The sequence below is a fragment of the Kitasatospora sp. NPDC048722 genome, assembly GCF_040650235.1.
In the GTDB taxonomy this organism is placed as follows: Bacteria; Actinomycetota; Actinomycetes; order Streptomycetales; family Streptomycetaceae; genus Kitasatospora.
This window is the reverse complement of the sequence record NZ_JBEZGX010000002.1, coordinates 75503-99644: the sequence shown is the minus strand read 5'-3', so window position 1 is coordinate 99644 and position 24142 is coordinate 75503. Positions and strand designations below refer to the sequence as shown.

Below are 24142 nucleotides of genomic sequence, written 5' to 3'. Positions count from 1 at the left end.
CGCCCGCTACGCTCGGCCCATGGCCCACGCGAAGACCTCGTACGTCTGCCTGCCCTGCCGGGCCACGTACAAGAAGCCCTACGGCGCGCTGGAACGGCTCTGCCCGCGCTGCGCCGGGCCCATGTTCCACGCGGGCTCCGCCTTCGCCGCGCCCCGTCGCCGCGACACCGCGGCCTGGCGGACGCTGTCCGTGCTGCTGAACGCGGGGATCGGCTTCCACAAGAGCTGCTGCGGCGGCCCGGGTTACCGCCCGCGCACCCTCCCCGAGGTCCGGGCCCGCCTCGCCCACGCGCGCAGGACGGGCGAGCCGGCTCACAAGGCGCTGGTGCGTCGCGAACTCCCTTGACACCGCGGCGCCTTGTCCCAGGCCCTCCCTCATCCCGGGCCCGCCTTCAGCCCAGCCCCGCTCCTACCCCAGCCCCGCCTTCTCCAGCGCTGCGCCGAACCCGTCGCGCCACGCGTCCGGCGTCGCGCCGAGGGACGGCGCGGGCTCCGGGCGGGTCAGCGCGGCCAGGGCGTTGCGGACCACGTCGGCCGGGTGGGCGTTCGTCACGTCGGCGTGGCCGAGCTCCAGTTCGTGCTGCAGGTTGTCCCGTCCGTGCCCCTGGACGACGTCGAGCAGCAGCATCCGCCGCCCCAGCGCCCGGGCCTCGCTGCACGTGTCGCCGGAACTGGTGACGACGAGGTCGGCCGCGGCCATGAGTGCCGGGATCCGCTCGGTGTACCCGAAGGGGTGCAGGCGCGGTTCGCGGGCGGCGGCCCGCCGCAGCCGCCGTTCGAGCTCCGCGTTGCGCCCGGCCACCGCGAGCACGTGCGGCCCGGCGGCCGCGAGGGAGGCGGCGGTCCGGGCGAGCGGACCGAGGCCCCAGGCGCCGGACATGAGGAGCACGCACCGGGTGTCCGGCGGCACGCCCAGCTCCGCCCGTGCCCCGGCGCGGCCCGGCGGGCGGTAGAACGGCGCGCGCAGCGGGGCGGGCAGCACGGCGATCTCCGCGTCCGGGCGGTGGCGCCGCACCGCGCAGGCGGCGACCTCGGAGGTGACGAGGAAGAGGTCGGTTCCCTCCTGCACCCACAGCCGGTGCGGGGTGACGTCGGTGCAGAACACGAAGTGCTTGAAGCCCCGCTCCGGCAGCCGGTTGACGGCCGAGGTCGCGGTGGCGAACACCGACACGACCAGATCCGGCCGCTGCCGGGCGGTCAGTTCCCGCAGTGCGGGCACCAGCCGGGAGCGGGCCGCCGCGTCGGCGAGCAGCGCGATGCGGGCGCCGGGCCGCAGGGCGGAGAAGTGGAAGGCGTCGTAGACCCCCGGCAGGTCGAGCAGCCGCCGGAACACCGCCTCCCCGGCCGCGCCGGAGCGCTCGCCGAGCAGCGCCATCGCGTCGACGGTGTCGGTGGTCCAGCCGCGCTCCCGGAGCGTGTCGGCGCAGGCCCGGGCCATGACGTCGTGGCCGTGGCCGAGCGAGCCGGAGACCAGCAGTGCGTGCGGCACGAGCGGCGCCTCAGGAGCCGAGGGAGGCCCGGTACCAGTCCGCGTACCGCCGCACGCCGTCGGCGAAGTTGGTCCGCGGCGACCAGCCGAGGAGCCGCTTCGCCTGCGCCGAGGAGATCCGCCGGCCCGCGTAGTCGGCGGTGCGGGCCTCGATGTGCTCGATCGACACCGGCCCGAGCAGCCCGTCGACGGTGTCGGCGATGTCGCGCACCGAGACGGCGGTCGAGCCCTCCAGCGCGAAGGTCTGGTCCTCGGCCGCGGGGGACAGGGCCCGGACGTGGCCGTCGGCCAGGTCCTCCACGTAGACGAAGTTGCGGCTCTGCCGGCCGTCGCCGGCGATGGTGATCGGCCGCCCGGCGAGGGCCGCCTGCACGAAGCGGGCGACGACCAGTTCGTCGCGCATCCGCGGCCCGTACGGGATGCCGTAGCGCAGGATGGTGAAGTGCAGGCCGTACAGCTCGCGGTAGCTGTGCACGAGCATCTCTGCGGCGAGCTTGGTGGCCACGTACAGGTGCCCGCTGTGTTCGAGTTCGATCGGCACGTGCTCGTCCAGCTCCTGCTCCTCGCCGCCCAGCTGGTCCTCGGCGCCGAGCGCGGCGCCGTACACCCAGACGGTGCTGGCGAGCACGGTGCGGCTGAGGCCGCTGCGCCGGGCGGCCTCCAGGACGGTCGCCGTGCCGTCGATGTTGACGCGGACGGCGCGCAGGGGGTCGGTGCGGATCTGGTCGACGTCGGCCATCGCGGCCAGGTGGTAGACGACCTCGCTGCCGGCCAGTGCGGCGGTGAGGCCGGGCAGGTCGAGGACGTCGATCCTGGCGTGTTCGGCCTCGGGGTTGAGGTACTTGTCGGCGGTGTCGATCGCGAGGACGTCGTGCCCGGCCGCGACCAGCCGGTCCACGACGTGCGAGCCGATGAATCCGCATCCCCCGGTGACGGCTATCCGCACGGGCTCTCTCCTTGTCGGGCGGTCTGTCGGGCGGTCTGTCGGGCGGTCTGTGTGGCGGTCGGTCGGGCGACGGATCGGTACGGGTGGCCGGCCGTGGTCAGGCCAGCCGCCGGAGGACCGCCGAGACGGCCTCGACGACCTGTTCGACCTCGTCCTCGGTCATGTCGGAGTGCACCGGCAGGCAGACCTGGCGCGCGCAGACGTCCTCGGCGGCGGGCAGCGGGCCGCGCCGGTAGCGGGCGAGCACCGGCTGGAGGTGGAGCGGCAGGTCGTACACCTCGCCGGAGAGCCGCACGCCGTGCTCCTCGGCGGCGATCCGCTTGAAGTCGGCCCGGTCGACGCCGCGCGGAAGCAGCGCCACGTACTTGTAGTAGTTGCTGCGGCAGCCGACCGGTTCGGCGACCGGCTCCAGCCCGTCCGGTCCGGCCAGCGCCTCGTCGTAGCGGCGGGCGACGGCCCTGCGGGTCTCGATGAACTCCTTGAGCCGGCGCAGGTGGACGGCGCCGACGGCGGCGTTGAGCTCGCTCATCCGCCAGGAGTAGCCGGGCAGGACGTGGTGGTTGGTGCTGAACGAGCCCTTGCCCTGGTCGCGGTAGATCCGGGCCTCGTCGCGCAGTTCCGCCGACTCGGTGAGGATCATGCCGCCCTCGCCGCTCGTGGTGACCTTGGTCGGGTAGAACGAGAACGCCCCGGCGAGTCCGAACGACCCGGCGGCGCGTCCGTTGAGGCTGCTGCCGTGGGCGTGCGCGGCGTCCTCGATCAGCGGGACGCCGTGCCGGTCGCACAGTGCGCGCAGGTCGTCGACGGCCGGGGTGATCAGCCCGCCGATGTGGACGAGTACGACGGCTGCCGTATCCGGGGTGAGGGCCGCGGCGAGGGTCTCGGGGGACAGCGCGAGGGTGGCCGGGTCGACGTCGGCGATCACCGGGCGGCCGCCCGCGTGCAGCACGGCTCCGGCCGTGGCGTAGAAGGTGACGGCGGGCACGACCACGTCGCGGTCCCGCACGCCGACGGTGCGCAGGACGATCTCCAGCGCCGACGTGCCGCTGGACACCGCGACGGCGTGCGAGGCGCCGTGCTCGGCCGCGAAGGCCTGCTCGAAGCGCCCGGTCCAGGGGCCGAGCGTCATCGCACCGGTGGCGAGGATCTCCGCCACCGCCTCCGCGACGGCCGTGCGGTCGCTCTCGTCGAACACGATGCGGGCGGCGGGTACGCCCATGGGGCACCTCCGGCGGCGGGCTGGGGTCAGCACCGATCGGGTGGGGTCGGTCCGGGCGTCCGAAAACGGCAGGGCCAGGCACATCACGCTACTTCGCCCGCCCGCACCCGGCCCGTTGTCGCCCCCGCACGGGTGACGCCCGGGCCCGGACGGCCAACGGCGCAGCCGCCGGGTACGCCGTCGGAAGCACCCGGGACTGCTTCGACGGAGGGCGTGCGCTCCGCCGTCCGGGGAGGCGCCCTACTGCGTACGCAGTACGGGAAGTGTCTGCGCAGGGATGACGACGGAGCAGGGGCCGGCGACGAAGGATTGGTCACGCTGCGGGAGGACCGCGCCGGCCGGCGCCAGGCCTCCCGCGGCGTGTTCCGCACCAGGTCGAAGACCGCGATCCGAAGGAGGCCGCTCTCCCGTGGCCACGTTCCTCTACCGCTTGGGCCGATGGGCCTTCGTCCGGCGTCGGCTGGTGACCCTCCTGTGGGTCGCCCTGCTGGCCGTCGGCGGGGTCCTCGCGGCCAAGGCGCCCGCCGCACCGGACGACGGCTTCGCGATGCCCGGCACGGAGGCCCAGAAGGCCTTCGACCTGATGAACGAGCGCTTCCCCGGCGGCCACGCCGACGGCGCCTCCGCCCGCGTGGTGTTCGTCGCCCCCTCCGGGCAGAAGATCACCGCCGGGCCGAACCAGCAGGTCGTCGAGAAGACGGTCGACGAGCTCGCGCACGCCGAGGAGGTCACCGGCGCGGTCAGCCCGTTCAAGGCCGGCACGATCTCCAAGGACGGCACCACCGCGTACGCGACGGTGAACTACTCCGTCAAGGCGGGCAAACTGTCCACCGGCGCCACCGACGCCCTGGAGCAGGCCGCCCAGCACGGCCGGGACGCCGGGCTCAAGGTCGAGATCGGCGGCACCGCGCTGACGGCCAAGCCCGAGGCGGGCGGCAGCAGCGAGGCCATCGGCATGGCACTGTCCGCGGTCGTCCTGACGATCACCTTCGGTTCGCTCGTCGCCGCCGGGCTGCCGCTGCTCACGGCCGTGGTCGGGGTCGGCCTCGGCATGGCGCTGATCACCGGGCTCGGCAGCACGCTCGGCCTGTCCAGCACCACCGGCACGCTCGCGATGATGCTCGGCCTCGCGGTCGGCATCGACTACGCCGTGTTCATCGTCTCCCGGTACCGGGCCGAGCTCGCCGAGGGCCGCACCCCGCAGGAGGCGGCCGGCCGGGCGGCCGGCACGGCCGGGTCCGCGGTGGTGTTCGCGGGCCTCACCGTGGTCATCGCCCTCGCCGGGCTCTCGGTGGTCGGCATCCCGATCCTCGCCAAGATGGGCATGGCCGCCGCCGGCACGGTCGTCATCGCCGTCCTGGTCGCGCTCACGCTGGTGCCCGCGCTGCTGGGCTTCATCGGCAAGCGGGTGCTGCCGCGCAAGGTCCGCAAGAGGGCCGGGCACACCGACGGGGCCTCCCCGGCCCCCGCGTCCGCGAAGGAGAACGGCGGCGCCCGCTGGGCCCGGTTCGTCCTGCGCCGGCCGGTCGCCGTGCTGCTCGGCGGCGTGATCGGCCTCGGTGTGCTGGCCGCGCCCGCGCTCGACCTGCGGCTCGGCCTGCCGGGCGACGAGGCCAAGCCGACCTCCACCACCCAGCGCCGCGCCTACGACCTGCTCTCCGAGGGCTTCGGTCCCGGGTTCAACGGCCCGCTGACCGTCCTGGTGGACGCCAAGGGCGCGCCCGACCCGAAGGCCGCCGCGAGCGAGGTCGCCAGGACGGTCTCCGCGCTGCCGGGCGTCATCACCGTCACCCCGCCGATGTTCAACAAGGCCGGCGACACGGCCCTGCTCAACGCGGTCCCGGCCACGGGCCCGGCCGCCGCCGAGACCAAGGACATCGTCCACGCCATCCGCGGCCAGGCGGCCGGCCTCACGACCGCAACCGGGGCGAGGGTCCTGGTCAGCGGCACCACGGCGATGAACATCGACGTGTCGCAGAAGCTCACCGACGCACTCGTGCCCTACCTCGCGATCGTCGTCGGCCTGGCCGTGCTCCTGCTCCTGGTCGTCTTCCGCTCCGTCCTCGTCCCGCTCAAGGCCGCGCTCGGCTTCCTGCTCTCGGTGGCCGCCGCGCTCGGCGCCGTCGTCGCCGTCTTCCAGTGGGGCTGGCTCGCCGACCTGATCGGCGTCCAGCAGACCGGGCCGGTGATGAGCATGATGCCGATCTTCATGATCGGCGTGGTCTTCGGCCTCGCCATGGACTACGAGGTGTTCCTGGTCACCCGCATCCGCGAGGGCTACGTGCACGGCGAGCAGCCCGGCCAGGCCGTCGTCACCGGCTTCCGGCACAACGCCCGGGTGGTCACCGCCGCCGCCTTCATCATGATCGCCGTCTTCGCGGGCTTCATCGGCATGAGCGAACCGATGATCAAGATGATGGGCCTCGGCCTCGCCGCCGCCGTCGCGTTCGACGCCTTCGTGGTCCGCATGACGATCGTCCCGGCCGTCCTCGCCCTGCTCGGCCGCCGCGCCTGGTGGCTGCCGAAGTGGCTGGACCGCCTCATACCGGACGTCGACGTCGAGGGCAGCAAGCTGCACGCCGCCGCCCCCGAGCCGGCCCCGGTCCGGGAGTCCGTCGGCGTCTAGCGCAGTCACCGATTCGAACGGCGACCGGGTCCAGGGTCGCGGATTCCACGGTCACCGATTCGAACGCCCACCGATTACCGTTGCAGTCGGGGGCCGCCGCCGAGCGCACCACCGCTCGGCCCGACGGCCCCCGACCCGCGACCCGGAGAGCACCCATGACCACCACCTGGCAGCGCCTGCGCCAGAACCACCCCCGACTGCTGGACGTCGTCGGGGGCGCCGCTCTCGTCACCTCCACCGCCTTCGGCGCGACGCTCGACCAGAGCGGTCACTTCCACGGCCTCAACCCGCTCACCGGTGTCCTGTCGCTGGTTTCCGTCCTCGCCGTCTTCGCCCACCGCCGCCAGCCGCTCGCGGTCGTCGCGGTCACGCTCGTCTGCTCCGTCCTGCTGACCCCGACCACCCCCAAGCTCACCCCCGCCCTCGCCACCCCGCTGCTCTGCGCGCTGTACTTCCTCGCCGTCCGCACCGACCGCACCACCGCGCTGCGCGCCTCCATCGTCACGGCCGTCGTGCTCACCGCGACCTCGCTGGCCGTCGACGCCGGCGGCCATCTCGGCGAGCGGCTCGGCGTCCTCGCCTGGGCCCTGCTGCCCGGGGCCCTCGGCGACTCCATCCGCAACCGCCGCGCCCACCTCGCCGCCATCGAGGAGCGCGCCGAACGCGCCGAACGCACCCGCGAGGAGGAGGCCCGCCGCCGCGTCGCCGACGAGCGCATCCGGATCGCCCGCGACCTCCACGACGTCGTCGCCCACCACATCGCCCTCGCCAACGCCCAGGCCGGCATCGCCGTCCACCTCATGGACCGCCACCCCGCCCAGGCCCGCGAGGTCCTCAGCCACATCACCGATGCCACCGGCTCCGCCCTCCAGGAGCTGCGCGCCACCGTGGGCCTGCTGCGCCGCGCCGAGGAGCCGGCCCCGCTCGAACCCACCCCCGGCCTCGACCGCCTCCCCGACCTGATCAACGCCTTCGAGCGGGCCGGTCTGCCGGTGCGGCTCAGTGTCCGGGGCGAGGCCAGGCCGCTGTCGCCCGGCGTCGACCTCACCGCCTACCGGATCCTCCAGGAGTCCCTGACCAACGTGGCCAAGCACGCGAGCGGTGCCGGCGCCGAGGTCACCATCGGGTACACCGAGAGCCGGGTCGCCCTCACCGTCGCCAACGGCGGCCCGCCGCCGGTCGCCGCCCGCCGGGCCGTGCTGCTGCCCAGCCAGGTCCCCGGCGAGGGCGGCTTCGGTCTCATCGGCATGCGCGAACGCGCCGGCGCCGTCGGCGGACGCCTCGCCGCCGACCCCCGCCCCGGCGGCGGGTTCCTCGTCACCGCCGAACTCCCGCTGCGCACCGGCGCCCGCGACCCGGGCCCGGAGGCCGCCCGCCCCGATGCCGCCCGCCCTGAGGTCGCCCGTTCCGACGCGGCCCGTCCCGTCGCCGGCTGGTGCGACGGCGTCCGACGGGACTCCGCCCGACCCGACAAGGACCGCCCATGACCATCCGCGTACTGCTCGCCGACGACCAGGCCCTGCTGCGCGGCGCCTTCCGCGTCCTCATCGACGCCGAGGACGACATGGAGGTCGTGGGCGAGGCCGCCGACGGCCGCGAGGCGGTGGAGCTCACCCGCGCCACCAAGCCGGACATCGTCCTGATGGACATCCGCATGCCCGGCGCCGACGGTCTCGGCGCGACGGCGGCGATCTGCGGCGACGAGGAACTGGCCGGCACCCGGGTGCTCATCCTCACGACCTTCGAGATCGACGAGTACGTGGCCCAGGCGCTGCGCGCGGGCGCGGGCGGCTTCCTCGGCAAGGGCGCCGACCCGAAGGAGCTCCTCGCCGCCGTCCGCACCGTGGCCGCCGGCGACGCCCTGCTCTCGCCCGCCGCCACCCGGGCCGTCATCGACCAGTTCCTCGCCCAGCCCGACCCGGCCGCCTCCGCCGCCGTCACCGCCGAACGCCTCGCCGTCCTCACCGCCCGCGAACGCGAGGTGATGTCGATGGCCGCCACCGGCCTGACCAACGAGGAGATCGCCGAGCGCATGTACGTGAGCCCGTTCACGGTCCGTACCCACGTGCACCGCGCGATGTCCAAGCTCGACGCCCGTGACCGCGCCCAACTCGTCGCGATCGCCTACCAGTCCGGCCTCGTCCCGCCCGGACGCCCGGCCTGAGCACCGCGGCCGTCCGCGTGCCACTGCCGTCGGGCCGTCAGGCCGTTGGCGTGGCAGAGCGGCAGAGCGGCAGAGCGGCAGAGCGGCAGGGCGGCAGGGCGCCGGGGCGGCAGGGCGGGCTACTTCCGGGCCAGCCGGAAGACGGCCACCAGTGCGGCGGCGGTGAGGGCCAGCAGGATTCCGGCCTCCACGAGCTGGACGGGGACGAGGTCGGCGGCGGGGTGGTACTTGATCCAGGAGGCGGTGGCGCCGTCGCAGGCGTGGTTCGCGGAGATGCACACCTCGTCGTCGACCCGGGTGCCGTCGGCCAGGACGGCGCCCCGGTCGATCAGCCACGCGTTGGTCGGCTGCGCCTCGTTCAGCGGCACCACCTTGTCCGTGATCGGGGAGAGGTACCGGCGGGCCCAGCTCATCACGCCGAAGGTGGTCCCGACCACGGTCGCCGTCACGAACATCGCGGGCAGCGTCCGGCGCAGCAGCTGGCCGAGCAGCGCGCCCACCGCGAGCGCGAACAGCGACCAGACCACCGGCGCCGGCCCGAGGGCGGGGTAGGTGAAGAACTGGAACGGCGGGTCGAAGGCGATCGGGCCGTGGACGATGTCCGTCCACCAGACCCAGCTCATCAGCGCGGCGATGGCGCCGGTCGTGGCCAGCACGGCGAGTCCGGGCACGGCGAGCCGGACCGCGAGCCACCGCAGCGGGTGGACGGACTGCGAGCGGATGAGGCGGATCGTCCCGCGCTCGTGCTCCTGGGCGATCATCGGTGCGCCGACGAAGACGCCGACCAGCAGCGGGATCGCCGTGACGACGGGCTGGAGCACCTGCACGTACCAGAACGTCGGCCGGTTGATGGGCGCGAGCAGGGTCCAGCACTGGGTGCTGCTCCAGCTCGCGGGGCTGTAGCAGCCGGTCCGCCGGAGGATCCCGATGGTGTGCTGACCGGCGATGTGGATCCAGAGCAGATCGGCGGCCGCGAGGAGCAGCAGGGCGGCCATCGTCCGCAGGAGCGCGCGGTTCTGGCGGAGCACCACCCATGTCAGGCCACGCACCCGTCCGGCGGCCGGTCGCTGGGCCGCGGTCGTGGGGCTCCGGTCGGGCAGGACGTTCGTGCTCATGCGGCGACCTCGTCATTCGGGCTGGCGGACGGCTGCGGGGCGGCGGGGGAGCGGAGGTAGCCGAGCAGCAGGTCTTCCAGGCTCGGCCGCTCGCCCTCCCACGGTCCGTCCGGCGGCGCGTCGGTCCGCACGAGCGCGGTGGCCTGGCGTCCGCCGACGCGCCGCTCGACCAGGACGTCGGCGGGCGGGGCGGGCGCCTCGGCGGGGCCGGTGAGCAGCCGGTGCCCGTCGAGGATGTCGTCGAGGTCGCCGGCCAGCCGGATGCGGCCGTGCTGCACGAGCAGCAAGTGGTCGATGACGCCGTCGAGTTCGGGGAGGATGTGCGAGGAGAGCACGATGGTGGTGCCGCGGTCGGCGGCCTCGGCCATGAGCGTGCCCATGAGCTGGTGGCGGGCGAGCGGGTCGAGGTCGGCCATCGGCTCGTCGAGCAGCAGCAGGTCGGGCGCCTTGCCGAGGGCGAGCGCCAGCGAGACCCGGGTGCGCTGGCCGCCGGAGAGCGAGCCGATCCGCGCCCGCATCCTCAACTCGCCCTGGTCGACGATCCGGTGGGCCACCTCGTCGTCCCAGGCGGGGTTGAGTTCGCGGCCCATCCGCAGCGTCTCGGCCACCGTGAAGCCCGGGTAGAGGGGCTTGTCCTGCGCCACGTACGAGACGCGGGCGCGCAGTTCGGCTGTCGCGCCGGGTTCGCCGAAGACCCGGAGCCCGCCTTCCGTCGGGGCGACCAGGCGGGCGGCGAGGCCGAGCAGGGTGCTCTTGCCCGCGCCGTTGGGGCCCACCACGCCGCAGATCCGGCCGGCCGGGACGGTGAAGTCGCAGCCGCGCAGCGCCCATTCCCCCTTGTACTGCTTTCCGAGGCCCGTGGCCTCCAAGGCCGCCGCTTCGAGGGGCGTTTCGGCCGGCGGTATGTTCGTCGGGTCGTTCACCCGGTCCCCCACAGGTAGTTCTCAGTTCGGTGGCGCCGGGGAGACCCCGGAGCCGAAGCGCTGCTCCAGAACGGATGCCATCAGCGCGGCGATGTCCTCGCGCTCCAGCCCGGCCTCCCGGGCCCGGTCCACCCAGCCGACCAGGTCGGCGCGCAGTGGCCCGTCGGCGGCCGCCTCCGGCCGGGCGAGCGAGCGCCGGACGAAGGTGCCGAGCCCCGGCCGGGGCTCGACCAGGCCCTCGCGTTCGAGTTCGCGGTAGGCCTTCAGCACGGTGTTGGGGTTGATCGCGGTCAGCTCGACCACCTCGCGGGCGGTCGGCAGCTTGTCCCCGGGCTGTAGGAGGCCCAGCCGCAGGGCCTGTTTGGTCTGCTGCACGATCTGCTGGTAGGTGGAGACGCCGCTGCGCCGCTCGATGCGGTACTCGATCACACCCGTTGCGGCCTTTCACTAGTTCAATAGTGGAATGGTGGCCCACCGCGGCGCGCGGGTCAAGCCGGACCCTGGGGGCCGGGAGGGCCTCCGGCGGGTCGGGGCTCGGGTCGATCGGCGGGCTCCGGCCGCTCAGGGCCGCTTCAGCAGGAGCAGGCCGTCCTGGTCGAGCAGCGGCCGATACCCGCGCTCCCGGTACTCCGTCACCATCTGGAGTGTGGCGGCGATGGCGCACGGCGACCGCACGGTCGGGTCGTGCAGGTCGACGGCGACCCACTCCGGGCCCGGCCCGTCCGGCGGCCGGCAGACCAGGGTGACGACCGCCCGGTCGGTGAGCTGTGCCGCCAGCCGGTTGGACGAGGCGACGGTGGCGTCGTCGGGTATCAGGCCGAGCATCGCCCGGGTCTCGGTGAGGCGCGGCGAGGTCCGCCAGGCCTCGGGCATCACGACCTCGTGCAGCGGGTAGAGCGGCAGCGTCACGGCCGTCACCAGGGCGCTGACGGCGAGCGCGCGCCGGATCCGGCGGCGGTCGGCCCGCCGGATGACGTCGATGAGGGCGCCGACCGCGATCGGCATCAGCACCGCGCTGTAGTGGTAACTGACGCCCCAGTAGTTGGGGTTGGCCGACAGGAGGCGCCAGGCCAGGGTGGGCACGCAGAGCAGGGCGAGCGGCGAGCGCAGGCCGAGGAAGCCGGCGGTGGCGGCGAGCAGGAACAGCAGCAACCACTTGACCGGGGGCCAGACCAGCCGTACGGCCACCGCTCCGGTGGAGGGGTGGCCGCCGGCGTCCACCTGCTGCCAGTAGTCGAAGCTGCCGGTGGGGTTGAACGACGGCAGGACCACGAGCACGGTGAGGGCGGTCGCGGCGAGGCCGGCCGCCGCGAGGGCCAGGCCGGGCGCCGGGCTGCGGCGGTCCTGCCGGGCCTGCCAGGCGATGAGCGCGCCGACCGCGGCGACGGTCAGGCCGAGGTCCTCCTTGACCAGCAGCAGCGGCAGTGACCACAGCGCTGCCGCCAGCGGCCGGCGCCGGCCGAGCGCGGTCACGGCGAAGGCGAGCAGCGGGACGGCGAAGGCGATCTCGTGGAAGTCGTCGGCCGCCGCCCGGACGATCCCCCAGGAGGCCCCGGTGGCACAGCCGATGACGAGGGCCACGCGCGGTCCGGCCGCTTCGTGCGCCCAGCGGGTGAGCGGGACGACGGCCAGGGCCATGAGCAGCGCCTGGGCGACGATCAGCGTGACCGGGCTCGGGAAGGCCCGGTAGAGCGGGGCGAGGGTGGCGATCAGCGGGTGGAAGTGATCGCCGAGCAGGTGGTACCCGGGTCCCTTGAGCGGCACGATCGGCGCCCGGCCGTGCGCGTAGGCGCGGACGGCCTGTTCGAAGATGCCCAGGTCGTAGGCCTTGGTGAGGCCGCGGCGGTGCCGGTTGACGCCGACGCACGCGTAGAGGACGGCGAACCCGGCGGCCAGTCCCCAGGCGAGGACGGCGGGGCGGCGCAGGACGGCGAGCCGCCGGGTGAGGGGGGCGGGGAGCGGCTGGAGGGCGGGGTGGATCGGGCGGGCTGGCGGGAGGACCGCGTGCATCGGCAAAGTACCCTTTCACTATTCGATTAGTGGAAGGGTGGTGGAAGGGGCGAGGGCTCGTCAATCCCGGTCCGGCGGTGCCGATCGGGCCCCCGGCCTGCGCGAAAACGCCCTCCGAACGGATGTGCAGCGAGTAGTGTGCCGGTGACTCAGAATGAGGAGGGGCTCGTGGAAGCGAACGAAACGGCGGACGAGGTGCGGGGTCTCCGGCCGTTGCCAGGGAGTGCGAGGCGCGGATCGCACGCGTTCGAGGAACGTCTGGCCGACCTGCTCCGACTGCTCGACATCGAGGTCGCGCCGGGGGCGGACTTCACGGACACGGGGCGCTGGGAGGTCCACAAGGCGCTCGCCGGACGGGCCCAACTCCCTGAGGAGTACTTCGAGGCGCTGCTGAGCGCCGCGGTCTACGACCCGAACCCGAGCTTCAACCGGCGGTTCGTCGAGCCCGCCCTGACGGGCTTCGGCCGGCGCCGGGTCCGGATGGCGCTGCTCGCCCGGCTGCGGACCGGCACGGACGAGGAGCGCGCGGGCGCGGCACGGGCCTGGTACTGGACGGCTCTGTCGGCCGGCGACCGCTGGACCGACCCGGACGACGGCTCGAGCGTGCGCAACGCGTGGCACGAGGCCGCGCTGCGGGAGTTCGTCGCCAATGAGGACCAGGACGTCCGCCGCAGCATCCTCCCCGGGCTGCCGCTCGTCCCGCGCGCGTATCCGGCCGAGCTGCACCCGCTCGTGGAGCGGGCGGTGGAGATCGCCAGAACACATCCGGACGAGTACATCCGTGAGCGCGCCGAGACCCAAGTCGCGCTCTGAGAAGAGGTGTTGGCCCTCGGGGTGGTGGAGGCCGGGTCTCGGCCGCGGCTCAGGCCTCCGGCGGGAGGGGGAGCGCGAGCCGGTAGGTGCACTCCTCCGGGCCGCGGCGGAAGACCGGCCGCACCCTGGGCTCCGCGGCCTCCGCGGTGACGGCGGGCTGCCCGGAGACCGTCCCCTCCGTGCGCAGCCCGTCGGCGCTCAGGCCTTGGACGGGGTGTCCGTGGAGTCGACGACCGGGGCCGTCCGCTCGCCGAGCCCGTTCACGCGTCCACTCCGTTCCGCCGCGCTCACCTCACCACGGTGGCAAGACGCCGCACGGGAGGGCAAGGCGGGCGGCATCAGGGTGCCGTGTGGATCGGATCGGGGGAAAGCGGAACCGGCACTCGGCGGGAGTGCGCGCGGAGCGGGCGCCGCGTGCGCCGAGCGTGACGCGTCTGCGTCGCGCCGGGTGGTGTGCGTCGGCACCGCACCGGCGCGGCGCAGACGCACAAAGCCGGTTCGCGCGCCGATCGCCGGGCCGGGGCGGTGATCGGCCGCATGCGCTCCACACCGGGTTCGGCCTGGTGGCACGGCTTGTGCCAGCATGTGCCGCGTGACCGAACGACAGCCCGCCCCCGCTGAGGTCGAGGTCCTGGCACCCGCCGGGATCCGCCTCGTCGAGACCGCCGCCCCCGACCTCACGCCGGAGGAACGGACGGCGATGGACCGCGCCTGGGCCGAAGCGGTGCGGGCCAACCCGACGTTCTTCGACGGCCCGGTCGCCGTGTGCGCGGGGCTGCGGCCGGACGGTCCGCAGGACCTCGAACTCGGCTGGGCCCGCACCACCTACCGGCAGTTCGTCCTGCGCCGGGTGCCCGGCGCGACCGGCTGGCTGCCGGCCCTGTTCGTCGCCGTCGTCCAGCCGACCGACGACGGCCGCGTGCTGGTCGGCCGGATGGCGGGTCCGACCGCCCACCCCGGCCGCTGGGGCATGCCCGGTGGCAACGTCGAACCGCCGACCGGCGACGACCTCCTCGACGAACCGGCCCTCCAGCGCCACGCCGCCCGGGAACTCCTGGAGGAGACGGGCGGCGACACGGATCCCGGGGCCCTGCGCCGGTGGATCGTCGTCCACACCACCAACGGCAACGTCGGCGTCCTCTACCTGGCCCCGCCTCGCTCGGCCGTCGCGCTGCGCGAGGACTTCGAGGCGATGCTCGCCGACGAGCGCTCGCGCGGCGTCGAGCCGGAGTTCGACGGGATGGCCCTCGTCGCCACGCCCGAGGAGGCCGCCGCACTGGCCGGTCCGCGGGTCGACTACCTCCAGCCGGTGCTCCGCCGGTACGCCGGGCACCACCGCGCCGGGGCGGCCGGGCCCCTCAGGCGGTAGGCGGGGCGGGCATCCGGTCGTCCGACAGGCCCAGGGTCTTCTGCATCCGGGCCTGGCGGCGGCGGCCCCAGGTGATGGTGAAGAAGATCAGGCCGCCGAGGACCACCCACGGCATGACGCTGCTCACGGTGACCATGGCCTCGGTCGAGAGCACGTAGGTCAGCGCGATCCGCAGCGCCGACTCCACGACGAACGCGACGCCCCAGATGACCGTCAGCAGCCGCTGGCCCCGTCGGAAGCCCTCGTGCACCCACAGGCCGTTCCAGCGCTCGACGCCCTCGGCGGTGCCGCCGGCGGCGAACTTGCGGCCGAAGTAGAACATCGCCGGGCGCGGTGCGAACAGCGTGGCGAGGAAGCCGAGGCCGATCAGGCCGGTCAGCGCGGAGTCCTTGACGAAGATCAGCTCGGTGGTGTTGTACGCGAGTGCGCTGAGCGCCCCGAGGACGAGCGTGACCAGGGTGAAGATCCCGAACTCGTCGAGCCTGCGGTGCAGCAGGAAGTACACGCCGAGGTCGGCGACCGGCCAGGCCGAGGAGATCAGCAGGGCGTTGACGTCCGACATGCCGTGCCCGCTGAGCGCGTTGAACGTCAGCACCGGCGCGAGGATGTTGAACAGCACCGTCGGCCCCCAGTCCAGCAGCACCCGGAGGGCGCCTCCGGGCCGGGGGGCGGTGCTTGAGGCGGGCTGGGACATGGAACTTCCTCCTACGGCTTTCGGGCACGCCGCGCCAGGGTGCGGTTGGCGGCGGACGAGAGTCTGACGGCCTGCGGCGGGCTGTGGGAAGATCACCGGCGGGCAGCATCCGGCCAGTGGCAGGATCGCGCCAGCGGGGACGTCGGGGGAGGTCAGAGGGTGTACGAGGGCTTGGGCCTCGGGCGGGACGCCGGGGCCGTGTACGGACTGATGCTGGGTGAGGGCGTGACGCACCACGCCGAGATCGCCGCGCGGCTGGGCCTGACGGCCGGGCAGGTCGGGGACGCACTGGACCGGCTCGTCGCGGCGGGGCTGCTCCGTCCGTCCATCCGGACGCGGTCGGAACCGACCGCGTGGCCGCCGGCCGACCCGCCCGCCGAGCCACCCACTGAGTCGCCCGCCGAGCCGTTGACCGAGCCACACGCCACGCCGCCCGCCGTCTCCGCGACCGGCTGCGCCGGCCCGGCGGAGCCCGGCCCGCTGTGCCTCGCCGACCCCAGCGAGGGCCTGCGCGCGCTGTTGGCCCGTCAGGAGGCCCGACTGCTCGCCCAGCAGGCGGAGTTCGAGCGCACCCGGACGGCCGTCACCCGGCTCCTCACCGAGTACGCCATCGCCGAACCGGGCATCCGCCACCGCGACACCGAGCGGCTGATCGGCCAGGACACCGTCGTCGCCCGGATCGAACAGCTCGCCCGCGGGAACCGGTTCGAGACGATCTCGTTCCAGACCCGGACCAGCGGCGCCGTCGCGACCACCCATGCGCTGGGGCTCAACCTCGACGGTCTCGCGCGCGGCATCCGGATGCGCTCGGTGTACCCGGACAGCGTGCGCCGGCACCAGCCGAGTCTCGCCTACGCCGGGGTCCTGACCGCGCACGGCGCCGAGATCCGCACCGTCCCGGCCACGCCGCTGCGTCGGATGCTGGTCTTCGACCGGACGGCGGCGATCGTCCCGGCGACGCTGGACCCGGACTGCCTGGACGCCGTCCTGATCACCGCCCCCGGTGTGGTCGCCGCGCTGCGGGCCCTGTTCGAGGCCGTCTGGGAGACGGCCGAACCGCTGGTCGCCGCCGGCAGCGCCGAGGGCACTGCCGGCGGCGCCGGGGGCGAGGCCGTGCCGGGCCCGCGCAGCGACGAACTCACCCGTCACGAGCGCGGTCTGCTCGACCTCCTCAGCCAGGGCCTGACCGACGAGGCCGTGGCCAACCGGCTGGCCCTCTCCGTCCGCACCGTCCGTCGCAACACCGCCGCCCTGATGGCCCGTCTCGGCGCGCGCAGCCGCTTCGAGGCCGGCCTCCGCGCCAAGGAGCGCGGCTGGCTCTGAAGGTCCGTCATCAGCCCGCGACCGCCTGCTGGTCTGGACCGGTATGTGGAACGCGGCGACGGCCGCGCCCCCGGTGTGTGATCGTTCGCCGTATGTCGACCTTCCTCTCGTACACCTCCTACGACGGGTCCCGGATCAGCTACCAACGTGCGGGCCGGGGCGAGCCGTTGGTCGTCCTGCCAGGCGGGCCCGGGATGGCCCCGGGGTACCTCGGCGACCTCGGAGGCCTCGGCCGGCGGCGCACCCTGGTGCTCGTGCACCCGCGCGCGGCCGGGCGCTCCGACGTACCGGCGGACCGGAACACCGTGTCCTTCGTCCGGCAGGCGAGCGACGTCGAGGCCTTGCGCCGGCACCTCGGCCTGGAGCGGATCGACCTGCTCGCCCATTCGGCGGGCTGCCTGACCGCGCAGGAGTACCTGGCGGCCCACCCCGACCGCGTCCGCCGGGCCGTGCTCGCCGCACCCGTCGGCCGGGCGGCGCGCGAGGCCGACGAGGCCGAACTGGCGGCCCTGCGGGCCTCGCGCTCCGGCGAGCCCTGGTTCGCCGACGCCGCGGAGGCCGACCGCCTGCTCGCCGAGGGCGGCGCGGGCACCGCCGAACCGGCCGCGCTGCAGCGCCGCGTCCTGCCCTTCTTCTGGCACACCTGGACCGCGGACACCGCCGCCGAGTACCGCCCGGAGCACGCCTGTTCGCTGCCTTGGTACCGCGAGGCCTTCTACGCCGGCTCCGCCGCCCCGGCGGAACTCCGCGACCGGCTGGCCCGGTTCACCGCCGCCGCGACGCCCGTCCTGGTCCTGGCCGGCGCGTTCGACGGCATGATCGGCACCAACCCGGCCCGTGCCGTGGCCGCCTGCCACCCCCGGGCCCGGCTGGAGGTGCTGGCCCGCTCCGGCCACCGGATGTGGGCGGAGGAGCCTGAGCGGTTCGTGGGCCTGGTCGAGGAGTTCCTCGCAGCCGGGGAGGCTCCCGTCACCGGGGGACTCCTCAGCCCGTCGCCGCGGTGATGTCGCCGTTGGACGTGGTGAGGTCGAGCCGGTAGCGGCCGCCGGGGTCGTCCCCGACCCCGACGCGTATGCTCCCGTGGCTCGTCGACGTGCTCACGTGGTAGGCGGCGGCCGGGACCGTCACGGTGATGGCGCCGTTGGACGTCCTGGCCGTGATGTCCTGCGCCGTGGCCGGGGTCAGCCGGATGTCGCCGTTGCTGGTGCGGGCCTGGATCCGCTCGCCCCGCAGGGCGGTGCCCACGATGCTGCCGCTGGAGGTGTGGACGTCGACCGGCCCGCCGACGTCGTCGAGCGTGATGCCGCCGGCGTTCGTGTGCACGGCGACCTCGCCGACCCGGGAGAGCCGGATCTCCCCGGCCGACGTCCGCCCGCCGATCGGCAGCCCGGCCGGGGCCTCGACCGTGTAGCTGACCGAGCAGTCGTCCCCGCAGCCGCCGAGCACCAGCGTGCCGTTCTCCACCCGCGTGGTGCCGTCGGGCCGGCCGTGCGCGTACTCGACGGACCGGTGGACCGACACCTGCGTGGCCCCCGGCCTGCCCTCCACGGTGACGTTCCCCGCGTCGGTGTCCAGTTGGACGGCGGTGATCCGGTCGGAGACCGTCGCGTCGTCCTGGAAGCTGTTCCTCGTCGGCGAGCAGCCGCCGAGGCCCGCGACGGCCAGCGCGGCTACCCCGGCGACCACGACCGCCCCGGCGTACCGGTGCTGCGACCCCATGTCCAAACCCCCCCTGTCGTGCGAAGTTCCGTACACCGGGGACGGTAGTCGCGCCGCCGACCCCCGGTCGATAGAGCCAGCCCCCCGATTCCCCTGGAGCAGGCACCACCATCGGACCGGTACCCAGCCCCCCGACAGCACGACCGGACGCCACCGGCCGGCGAAGCCTTCAGCCCCCCGACGCCCCCGACGCCCCCGACACCGGGACGGGCTCCGCCGCCCGCCCGCGCCGCGGGAGCAGCGCCGGGGTCGCGAGCAGGCACAGCCCGGCGAGGCCGAGCGCGGCGCGCGGACCGGCCTGCCCGGCGAGCACGCCCCACAGCGCGGTGAGCGCGGCCGTCGCGGCCTTGGCGCTCACCGACCACGCGGTGAGCACGCGGGCGGCCCGGTCCGGCGCGACCCGCTCCAGCCGGTGGGCGGAGTACACCGGGTTGAACACCCCGATGCAGAGGATCATCCCGAACTCGACGGCCATCACCAGCAGCATCCCGGGCCCGCCGGGACCGACGAGGACCAGCCCCGGCAGCCAGCACGCCCGCAGCGTCCCGGAGACGAGCAGCACCCGGTGCCGCCCGAACCGGGCGACCAGCGGGCCGGCCAGCCGGGAGCCGACCAGCCCGCCGAGGCACGGGACGGCGAAGGTGAGGCCGTACTGCCACGGCGCGAACCCGAGCGGCCCCAGCAGCAGGACGGTGAGCACCGGCTCGGTGGCCATGATCAGGGCGTTCACCAGCACGGTGTTGAGGAACAGCGGCCGCAGCCCCGGATCGGCGAGCACGAACCGCCAGCCCTGGAGCAGCTCCCCGGCCCGCAGGCGGGCGGAGCCGACGCGCGGGGGCCGCGCCTCCCGGCCGCCGATGGCCCGGATGCCGAGGGCCGAGAGCAGGTAGCTGACCGCGTCCGCGACGACGGTCGCGACCGGGCCGAGCAGCCCGACCGCCGCGCCCCCGAGCGGCGGTCCGAGGACGGTCGTCGTCCACATCGTCGACTCGAAGCGGGCGTTGGCGGCCAGCAGTTCCTCCGGCGCGACGATGCTCTTGAGGTACGCGCCGGAGGCCGCCCCGAAGGTGATGTCCGCCGCCGCGACGGCCACCGACACCGCCAGCAGCTGGCCGAAGCCGAGCCACCCGAGTGCGTAGGTGGCGGGGATGCTCAGGAGTGCCGCGCAGCGGAGCAGGTCCATCCCGATCATGACCGGCCGCTTGCGCCGGAACTCCACCCACGGCCCGAGCGGCACGGCCACGACCGCGCCGACCGCCGCGCCCGCCGCGGCGAGCACGGCGACGGCCGACGCCCCGGCGTGCAGCAGGTGGACGGCGATGAACGGGAAGGCCCCGAACGCCAGCCGGGTGCCCAGCGCACTCGTCCCGTAGGCGGCCCAGAGCCAGCCGAACGGCCTCCCCAGCGACCGCCCGCCCGACGACCGCCCGCTCAAGGACCGCCCGCTCAAGGACCGCCCGCTCAAGGACCGCCCGCTCAAGGACTTCCCGCCCCACATCCCCCGCGCACCCCTCTCGGACCGGAACCACCGGCGGTACAACCGAATGGCGACCAGGAGCATCAAAGCGGCCCGCTCCAGCACGGATCAAACAACCACGGGCCCGGCACCGTACAACCATCCGTTGTGCCCCTAGGCTTCGCGGCATGGACCTCAACGCCGTACACACCTTCGTGGCCGCCGCCGCGGCGGGCAGCTTCCAGGACGCCGCCGCCGAGCTGGCGGTCACCCAGCAGGCCGTCTCGAAGCGCGTCGCCGCGTTGGAGCAGGACCTCGGGGTGCGGCTGTTCCACCGGTCCCCGCGCGGCACCGAACTGACCATCGACGGACAGGCGTTCCTGCCCCACGCCCGCGAGCTCCTGCGCGTCGCGGAGCGGGCCGCCGCCTCGGTGCGGCCCGGCAGCCGCGCGCTGCGCGTCGACGTGATCGCCTCCCGGATCGCCCCGTCGGGACTGCTGCGGGAGTTCCACCGCGCCCACCCGGACGTCGAGCTCGACGTGGTGCACCTGCACACCGTCGACGACGCCGTCGCCGCGCTCCGGGCCGGGACGATCGACGCCTCCTTCCGCGCCGTCCTCGCACCCGGCCGGGGACTGCCCGAGGAGATCGCGACGGCGCACGTCCTCGACGAGCCCCACGACCTGCTCACCGGCCCGGGCCACGCCCTCGCGAACGCCCGCTCGGTGACGCTCGCCGGGCTCGCCGGCCACCGCATCTGGATCCCCGGCAGCGCACCCGGCACCGAGTGGGGCGCCTACTACGACGACCTCTGCGCCGCGTTCGGGCTCACGATCGAGGGCACCGGTCCCAACTTCGGCTCGGACGCGCTGCTCGACGTCATCGCCGACACCCCGGGCCTGGCCACCCTGGCCGGCGCCCGCACCCGCCTGGTCTGGCCCGCCGGCCACGACCTGCGCCGGGTCCCGGTGCACGACCCGGTCCCGGTCTACCCGCACTCGCTGATCTGGCACCGCGACAACCCGCACCCCGCTCTTCGGACCCTCCGCAGCCACCTCGCCGCCATCCCGGACGCCCGCCCCGAGGGCGCCACCTGGGCCCCGGACTGGGCCCGGCGGTAGAGGGGCCGGTGCCGACGGCGCCCGCGACGGCGCTGCCGGGGCGGCTACGGAGGCGGGCGCGCTGAGGTCCGGCCGGTAGGGGATCAGCCCGTCGAAGACCGGATGATCCGGGAGGTGCCCCGTGGCGGCCGGCGCACGCCGGGGCGGGCCGGTCGCTTCACCCGTCCGTGCACCTGCTGTCACCCGCTCGGGTGAGCCAATCGCTCGTCGGGCGTGCCCGGGGCTTCCGGCGGAGGATGGGAGTCCCAGGTCGTCGACGGGAAGGCGGGCGGGTCATGGCGATCGGCATGGCGGACATCCGGGAGTGGCGCGGCCAGGCGGTCGTGGACGAGAAGGGCGGCCGGATCGGCTCGCTGGAGTCCGTGTACGTGGAGACGTCCACCGACGAGCCGTGCTTCGCGACCGTGACGGTCGGCGTGATGTCCGGGCGCCGGCTGGTCTTCGTCCCGCTGGACGGGGCCGTGGTCGGACCGGGCTACGTCAAGGTCGCGTTCCCGAAGAGCACCGTCAAGCAGGCGCCCGCGATCGGCAGGGACGACGTCCTGCCCGCCGTGGACGAGCCGGCCGTCTTCGCGCACTACGAGCTCCCGTACGCGACCGGCGCCGGCGGCGAGCGGCGCCTGGCGAGGCGCTGAGGGCGGTGGCCGGCCGGCGCCCGCGGTCCGGCCCGGATACCCCACCGGGTACACTGGTCAGTCGACAGCCGACGTGAAAGGTGGCCCGGACATGCAGGTGGACGAGGAGGCGGTCGGCGCGGTCCTGAACCGGCTGCGTCGCGCGCAGGGCCAGCTGGCCGGTGTGATCGCGATGATCGAGGCGGGCCGCGACTGCAAGGACGTCGTGACCCAGCTCGCCGCGGTGTCCCGGGCCCTCGACCGGGCCGGTTTCAAGATCGTCGCCAGTGGCATGCGCCAGTGCATGGCGGCGGCCGACGAGGACGGTGCGCCGATGACCGAGGCGGAGCTGGAGAAGCTGTTCCTCGCCCTGGCCTGAGTCCGCGTCCAGGCCCGAGCCCGGCACCGGACGTCCTGGCGGCCGTGTACCCCGGGCCATCCGACCCGGGGTGCACGCACATCCGTACGACCTCCTGACGATCACGCTGTCACACGCCCCGGGCCCCACCGCGTTACCAAGGTATGGATCAATCACCGAGTCCGGACGCCCAGGCCGAGTCACACCGGCCGGACTTCCCGGACTTCGTCGCCTCCCGCGCCCGGCACCTCCACCGGACCGCCTTCCTCCTCACCGGCGGTGACGTCCACCTCGCCGAGGACCTCGTGCAGGAGGCGCTCGGCCGGATCTTCGTCAAGTGGCGGAAGATCTCCCGGCTGGACAACCCCAGCGGCTACGCGCAGACGGTCCTGGTCAACACGTTCCTGTCGTACCGCCGCAAGCGCAGCGCCTCCGAGCGCGTCACCGACGAGTTCCCCGAGGTCGGCGTGCAGGACCCGGACCCGGCGCTACGGCTGACGCTGCTGCGCGCCCTCGCCGAACTCCCCGCGTCGGACCGCGCCGTGCTGGTGCTGCGCTTCTGGGAGGACCGCAGCGTCGAGGAGACGGCCGCCGCACTGCGGCTGAGCGGCACCGTCGTCCGCGCGCGCTGCCGCCGGGCCCTCGCCCGCCTGCGCGGGGTCCTGGGCGACGACATCGACGCCGTCCTCGGCGGATCCACCGACAGTGCCGGCGCCGGGACGACGAGAAGTTCGAGCGGAACCGGCGGACTCAACCCCTCCTCCGAGAAGGCGGTGCTGCGCCATGCCCACTGACGACGCGTTCGAGGACGGTTTCGCCCGCGCCCTGCGCGGTGCCGCCGAGCTGGCGCCCGAGCCGGTGCAGCACACCCTGGCCGCCGTCGCCGAGCAGCGCGGCCGCCGTTGGCGCCGCCGGCGCACCGTCGTCGCGAGCGGCCTCGCGGTGCTGGTGCTGGCCGGGGCGGGCGGTGTCGCGGCCGTGGGCCGGGGGCCGTTCGTGGGCGCGGTCGGCCCGGCCGACCCGGCGCCGGAGCAGACGATGCCGGCGCACGAACTGGTCACGCTGGTCAGCGGCCTGCTGCCGAAGGGCACCGTCACGTTGCTCGGAGGCGGCGATCCGACGACGAAGCTCCACGGGCACCAGACGGCGGTCACCATGCTGTTCGACGACGGGGCGGGGGCGAGCGTCGTGGAGGCCTTCGCGGAGCGGACGAACCTGCGGCCCGAGGAGGGGGCGGTCTGCACGGACCCGTTCCAGACGCCGCAGGACTCCTGCCGGCGCACCGTCCGACCCGACGGCGCCGCGATCGCGATCGACAAGCTGCGGAGCACCACCACCCAGGGCGGCCGCGAGTGGCGGGCCACCCTGGCGCTCCCGGACGGCAACCGGGTCCAGGTCATCGAGTACAACGGGCAGCCCGCCACGGCGAACCGCCCGGACCCGCCGCTGAACGACGCCCAACTGACCACCATGCTGTGCTCGGTGGAGTGGCTCCGGGTGTTCGCCGCGCTCAGCCCGGTCAGGGGCGCCCCGACGCCGGGGAACGCCCCGGTGCCGACGCCGTCCGCGAGCGCCCCGTCGAACGCGGAACTGCTCGCGAAGGTGGTACCGCTCCTGCCCGCCGGCGCGAAGGTCGAGGGCCGGGACCCGGAACACGGCGTGCTCACCGTCACCGTCGACGGCCGCACCAGCATGCTGATGGTCGGCGCGGACGCACCGTCCAAGCGGGGCCAGGACGAGCTCAGGTCGATGGACAACGACCTGCCGACCCCGCTGGAGGTCCGGGAGAAGCGGCCCGACGGGACGCTCGTCGTCACGGACCGCTTCGGCAACGGGAAGACCGCGACGAACCCCGTCCTGCACTGGACGGCCGCGGTGCACACGCCGGACGGCGGACAGGTGCGGATCTCGGAGTGGAACGGCGAGAACGCCTACACCTACCGGCCCGGCGACCCCGCGCTCGACCTGGACCACCTGAAGGCGATCGTGACCGCCCCCACCCTGCGGCCCTGACACCAAGACGACGGCCCGGCAGGGGAGTCGATCCCCCTGCCGGGCCGTCGCCGTCGCTCGGCTCAGTGCCCGCCGACGACGTCCGCCGGCCGTGCGGCGTCCGCGGGAGTCACGACCTCCTCCACCGGCCCGATCCCGGACGCGAAAATCCGGGCAGATCCTCCGAAGGC

General features: G+C 74.6%; 23 protein-coding genes. 13 read left to right on the top strand and 10 right to left on the bottom strand.

Going from position 1 to position 24142, the window contains the following annotated elements; genetic code table 11:
- The first annotated feature begins 19 nt into the window (after positions 1-19).
- Positions 20-346 (top strand): deoxyxylulose-5-phosphate synthase, encoded by a 327-nt coding sequence (locus AB0C76_RS02415; protein ID WP_359958388.1) that lies wholly within the window; start codon positions 20-22, stop codon positions 344-346.
- Positions 347-409: 63 nt separating this feature from the next.
- On the opposite strand, the gene AB0C76_RS02410 is transcribed toward AB0C76_RS02415, so the two are convergent.
- The 3 genes from AB0C76_RS02410 to AB0C76_RS02400 form a co-directional block, all read right to left on the bottom strand.
- Complete coding sequence (locus tag AB0C76_RS02410; protein WP_359958385.1) at positions 410-1489, bottom strand: hypothetical protein; 1080 nt, start codon at positions 1487-1489, stop codon at positions 410-412.
- 10 nt (positions 1490-1499) lie between these two features.
- Positions 1500-2435: an NAD-dependent epimerase/dehydratase family protein gene (locus AB0C76_RS02405; RefSeq protein WP_359958383.1), complete on the bottom strand. Its 936-nt coding sequence runs from the start codon at positions 2433-2435 to the stop codon at positions 1500-1502.
- 97 nt (positions 2436-2532) lie between these two features.
- On the bottom strand, positions 2533-3654 hold the full coding sequence (locus AB0C76_RS02400; RefSeq protein WP_359958380.1) for a DegT/DnrJ/EryC1/StrS family aminotransferase: 1122 nt from the start codon (positions 3652-3654) through the stop codon (positions 2533-2535).
- 409 nt (positions 3655-4063) lie between these two features.
- Between AB0C76_RS02400 and AB0C76_RS02395 the strand changes: the two genes are divergently transcribed.
- The 3 genes from AB0C76_RS02395 to AB0C76_RS02385 all read left to right on the top strand — a co-directional run bounded on the left by AB0C76_RS02395 (position 4064) and on the right by AB0C76_RS02385 (position 8444).
- Positions 4064-6280: an MMPL family transporter gene (locus AB0C76_RS02395; protein ID WP_359958377.1), complete on the top strand. Its 2217-nt coding sequence runs from the start codon at positions 4064-4066 to the stop codon at positions 6278-6280.
- Positions 6281-6435: 155 nt separating this feature from the next.
- Positions 6436-7767: a sensor histidine kinase gene (locus AB0C76_RS02390; RefSeq protein WP_359958374.1), complete on the top strand. Its 1332-nt coding sequence runs from the start codon at positions 6436-6438 to the stop codon at positions 7765-7767.
- A complete protein-coding gene (locus AB0C76_RS02385) occupies positions 7764-8444 on the top strand; it encodes a response regulator transcription factor (protein ID WP_359958371.1) in 681 nt (226 codons plus the stop codon). Before AB0C76_RS02390 ends, AB0C76_RS02385 begins: the two co-directional genes overlap by 4 nt.
- Positions 8445-8563: 119 nt before the next feature.
- Here the strand turns inward: AB0C76_RS02385 and AB0C76_RS02380 are convergent, their stop codons facing one another.
- The 4 genes from AB0C76_RS02380 to AB0C76_RS02365 form a co-directional block, all read right to left on the bottom strand.
- On the bottom strand, positions 8564-9559 hold the full coding sequence (locus AB0C76_RS02380) for a hypothetical protein (RefSeq protein WP_359958368.1): 996 nt from the start codon (positions 9557-9559) through the stop codon (positions 8564-8566).
- The gene (locus AB0C76_RS02375) at positions 9556-10482 is read right to left on the bottom strand and encodes an ABC transporter ATP-binding protein (protein ID WP_359958366.1); all 927 of its coding nucleotides are present in this window, start codon (positions 10480-10482) and stop codon (positions 9556-9558) included. Before AB0C76_RS02375 ends, AB0C76_RS02380 begins: the two co-directional genes overlap by 4 nt.
- A 21-nt stretch (positions 10483-10503) precedes the next feature.
- Positions 10504-10911: a GntR family transcriptional regulator gene (locus AB0C76_RS02370; RefSeq protein WP_359958364.1), complete on the bottom strand. Its 408-nt coding sequence runs from the start codon at positions 10909-10911 to the stop codon at positions 10504-10506.
- Between the two features lie 132 nt (positions 10912-11043).
- Positions 11044-12492 carry a DUF2079 domain-containing protein gene (locus tag AB0C76_RS02365; RefSeq protein WP_359958361.1) on the bottom strand — a complete coding sequence of 483 codons (1449 nt, stop codon included), beginning with the start codon at positions 12490-12492 and terminating at the stop codon, positions 11044-11046.
- A 168-nt stretch (positions 12493-12660) separates the two neighbouring features.
- On the opposite strand from AB0C76_RS02365, the gene AB0C76_RS02360 reads away from it, so the two are divergent.
- Both AB0C76_RS02360 and AB0C76_RS02355 read left to right on the top strand, forming a co-directional pair.
- Positions 12661-13305: a hypothetical protein gene (locus AB0C76_RS02360; protein ID WP_359958359.1), complete on the top strand. Its 645-nt coding sequence runs from the start codon at positions 12661-12663 to the stop codon at positions 13303-13305.
- A 592-nt stretch (positions 13306-13897) separates the two neighbouring features.
- Positions 13898-14674: an NUDIX domain-containing protein gene (locus tag AB0C76_RS02355; RefSeq protein ID WP_359958357.1), complete on the top strand. Its 777-nt coding sequence runs from the start codon at positions 13898-13900 to the stop codon at positions 14672-14674.
- Here AB0C76_RS02355 and AB0C76_RS02350 read toward each other — a convergent pair.
- The gene (locus AB0C76_RS02350) at positions 14664-15368 is read right to left on the bottom strand and encodes a VC0807 family protein (protein WP_359958354.1); all 705 of its coding nucleotides are present in this window, start codon (positions 15366-15368) and stop codon (positions 14664-14666) included. The two genes, AB0C76_RS02355 and AB0C76_RS02350, sit on opposite strands and share 11 nt — an antisense overlap.
- 159 nt (positions 15369-15527) lie before the next feature.
- On the opposite strand from AB0C76_RS02350, the gene AB0C76_RS02345 reads away from it, so the two are divergent.
- Entirely contained in the window at positions 15528-16691 is a 1164-nt protein-coding gene (locus AB0C76_RS02345; RefSeq protein ID WP_359958351.1) for a helix-turn-helix transcriptional regulator, read from the top strand.
- A gap of 92 nt (positions 16692-16783) precedes the next feature.
- On the top strand, positions 16784-17695 hold the full coding sequence (locus AB0C76_RS02340) for an alpha/beta hydrolase (protein WP_359958348.1): 912 nt from the start codon (positions 16784-16786) through the stop codon (positions 17693-17695).
- Here the strand turns inward: AB0C76_RS02340 and AB0C76_RS02335 are convergent.
- Both AB0C76_RS02335 and AB0C76_RS02330 read right to left on the bottom strand, forming a co-directional pair.
- Positions 17676-18410 carry a DUF4097 family beta strand repeat-containing protein gene (locus tag AB0C76_RS02335; RefSeq protein WP_359958345.1) on the bottom strand — a complete coding sequence of 245 codons (735 nt, stop codon included), beginning with the start codon at positions 18408-18410 and terminating at the stop codon, positions 17676-17678. The two genes, AB0C76_RS02340 and AB0C76_RS02335, sit on opposite strands and share 20 nt — an antisense overlap.
- A gap of 169 nt (positions 18411-18579) precedes the next feature.
- Entirely contained in the window at positions 18580-19845 is a 1266-nt protein-coding gene (locus AB0C76_RS02330) for an MFS transporter (RefSeq protein WP_359958343.1), read from the bottom strand.
- Positions 19846-20054: 209 nt separating this feature from the next.
- On the opposite strand from AB0C76_RS02330, the gene AB0C76_RS02325 reads away from it, so the two are divergent.
- The 5 genes from AB0C76_RS02325 to AB0C76_RS02305 all read left to right on the top strand — a co-directional run bounded on the left by AB0C76_RS02325 (position 20055) and on the right by AB0C76_RS02305 (position 23972).
- Positions 20055-20987 carry a LysR family transcriptional regulator gene (locus tag AB0C76_RS02325; protein ID WP_359958340.1) on the top strand — a complete coding sequence of 311 codons (933 nt, stop codon included), beginning with the start codon at positions 20055-20057 and terminating at the stop codon, positions 20985-20987.
- A gap of 275 nt (positions 20988-21262) precedes the next feature.
- Positions 21263-21622: a PRC-barrel domain-containing protein gene (locus AB0C76_RS02320; protein WP_359958337.1), complete on the top strand. Its 360-nt coding sequence runs from the start codon at positions 21263-21265 to the stop codon at positions 21620-21622.
- Between the two features lie 91 nt (positions 21623-21713).
- Complete coding sequence (locus AB0C76_RS02315; RefSeq protein ID WP_329931520.1) at positions 21714-21980, top strand: metal-sensitive transcriptional regulator; 267 nt, start codon at positions 21714-21716, stop codon at positions 21978-21980.
- Positions 21981-22123: 143 nt separating this feature from the next.
- Complete coding sequence (locus tag AB0C76_RS02310) at positions 22124-22753, top strand: SigE family RNA polymerase sigma factor (RefSeq protein WP_359958333.1); 630 nt, start codon at positions 22124-22126, stop codon at positions 22751-22753.
- Positions 22743-23972: a hypothetical protein gene (locus AB0C76_RS02305; protein WP_359958331.1), complete on the top strand. Its 1230-nt coding sequence runs from the start codon at positions 22743-22745 to the stop codon at positions 23970-23972. Before AB0C76_RS02310 ends, AB0C76_RS02305 begins: the two co-directional genes overlap by 11 nt.
- The last annotated feature ends 170 nt before the right edge of the window (positions 23973-24142 follow it).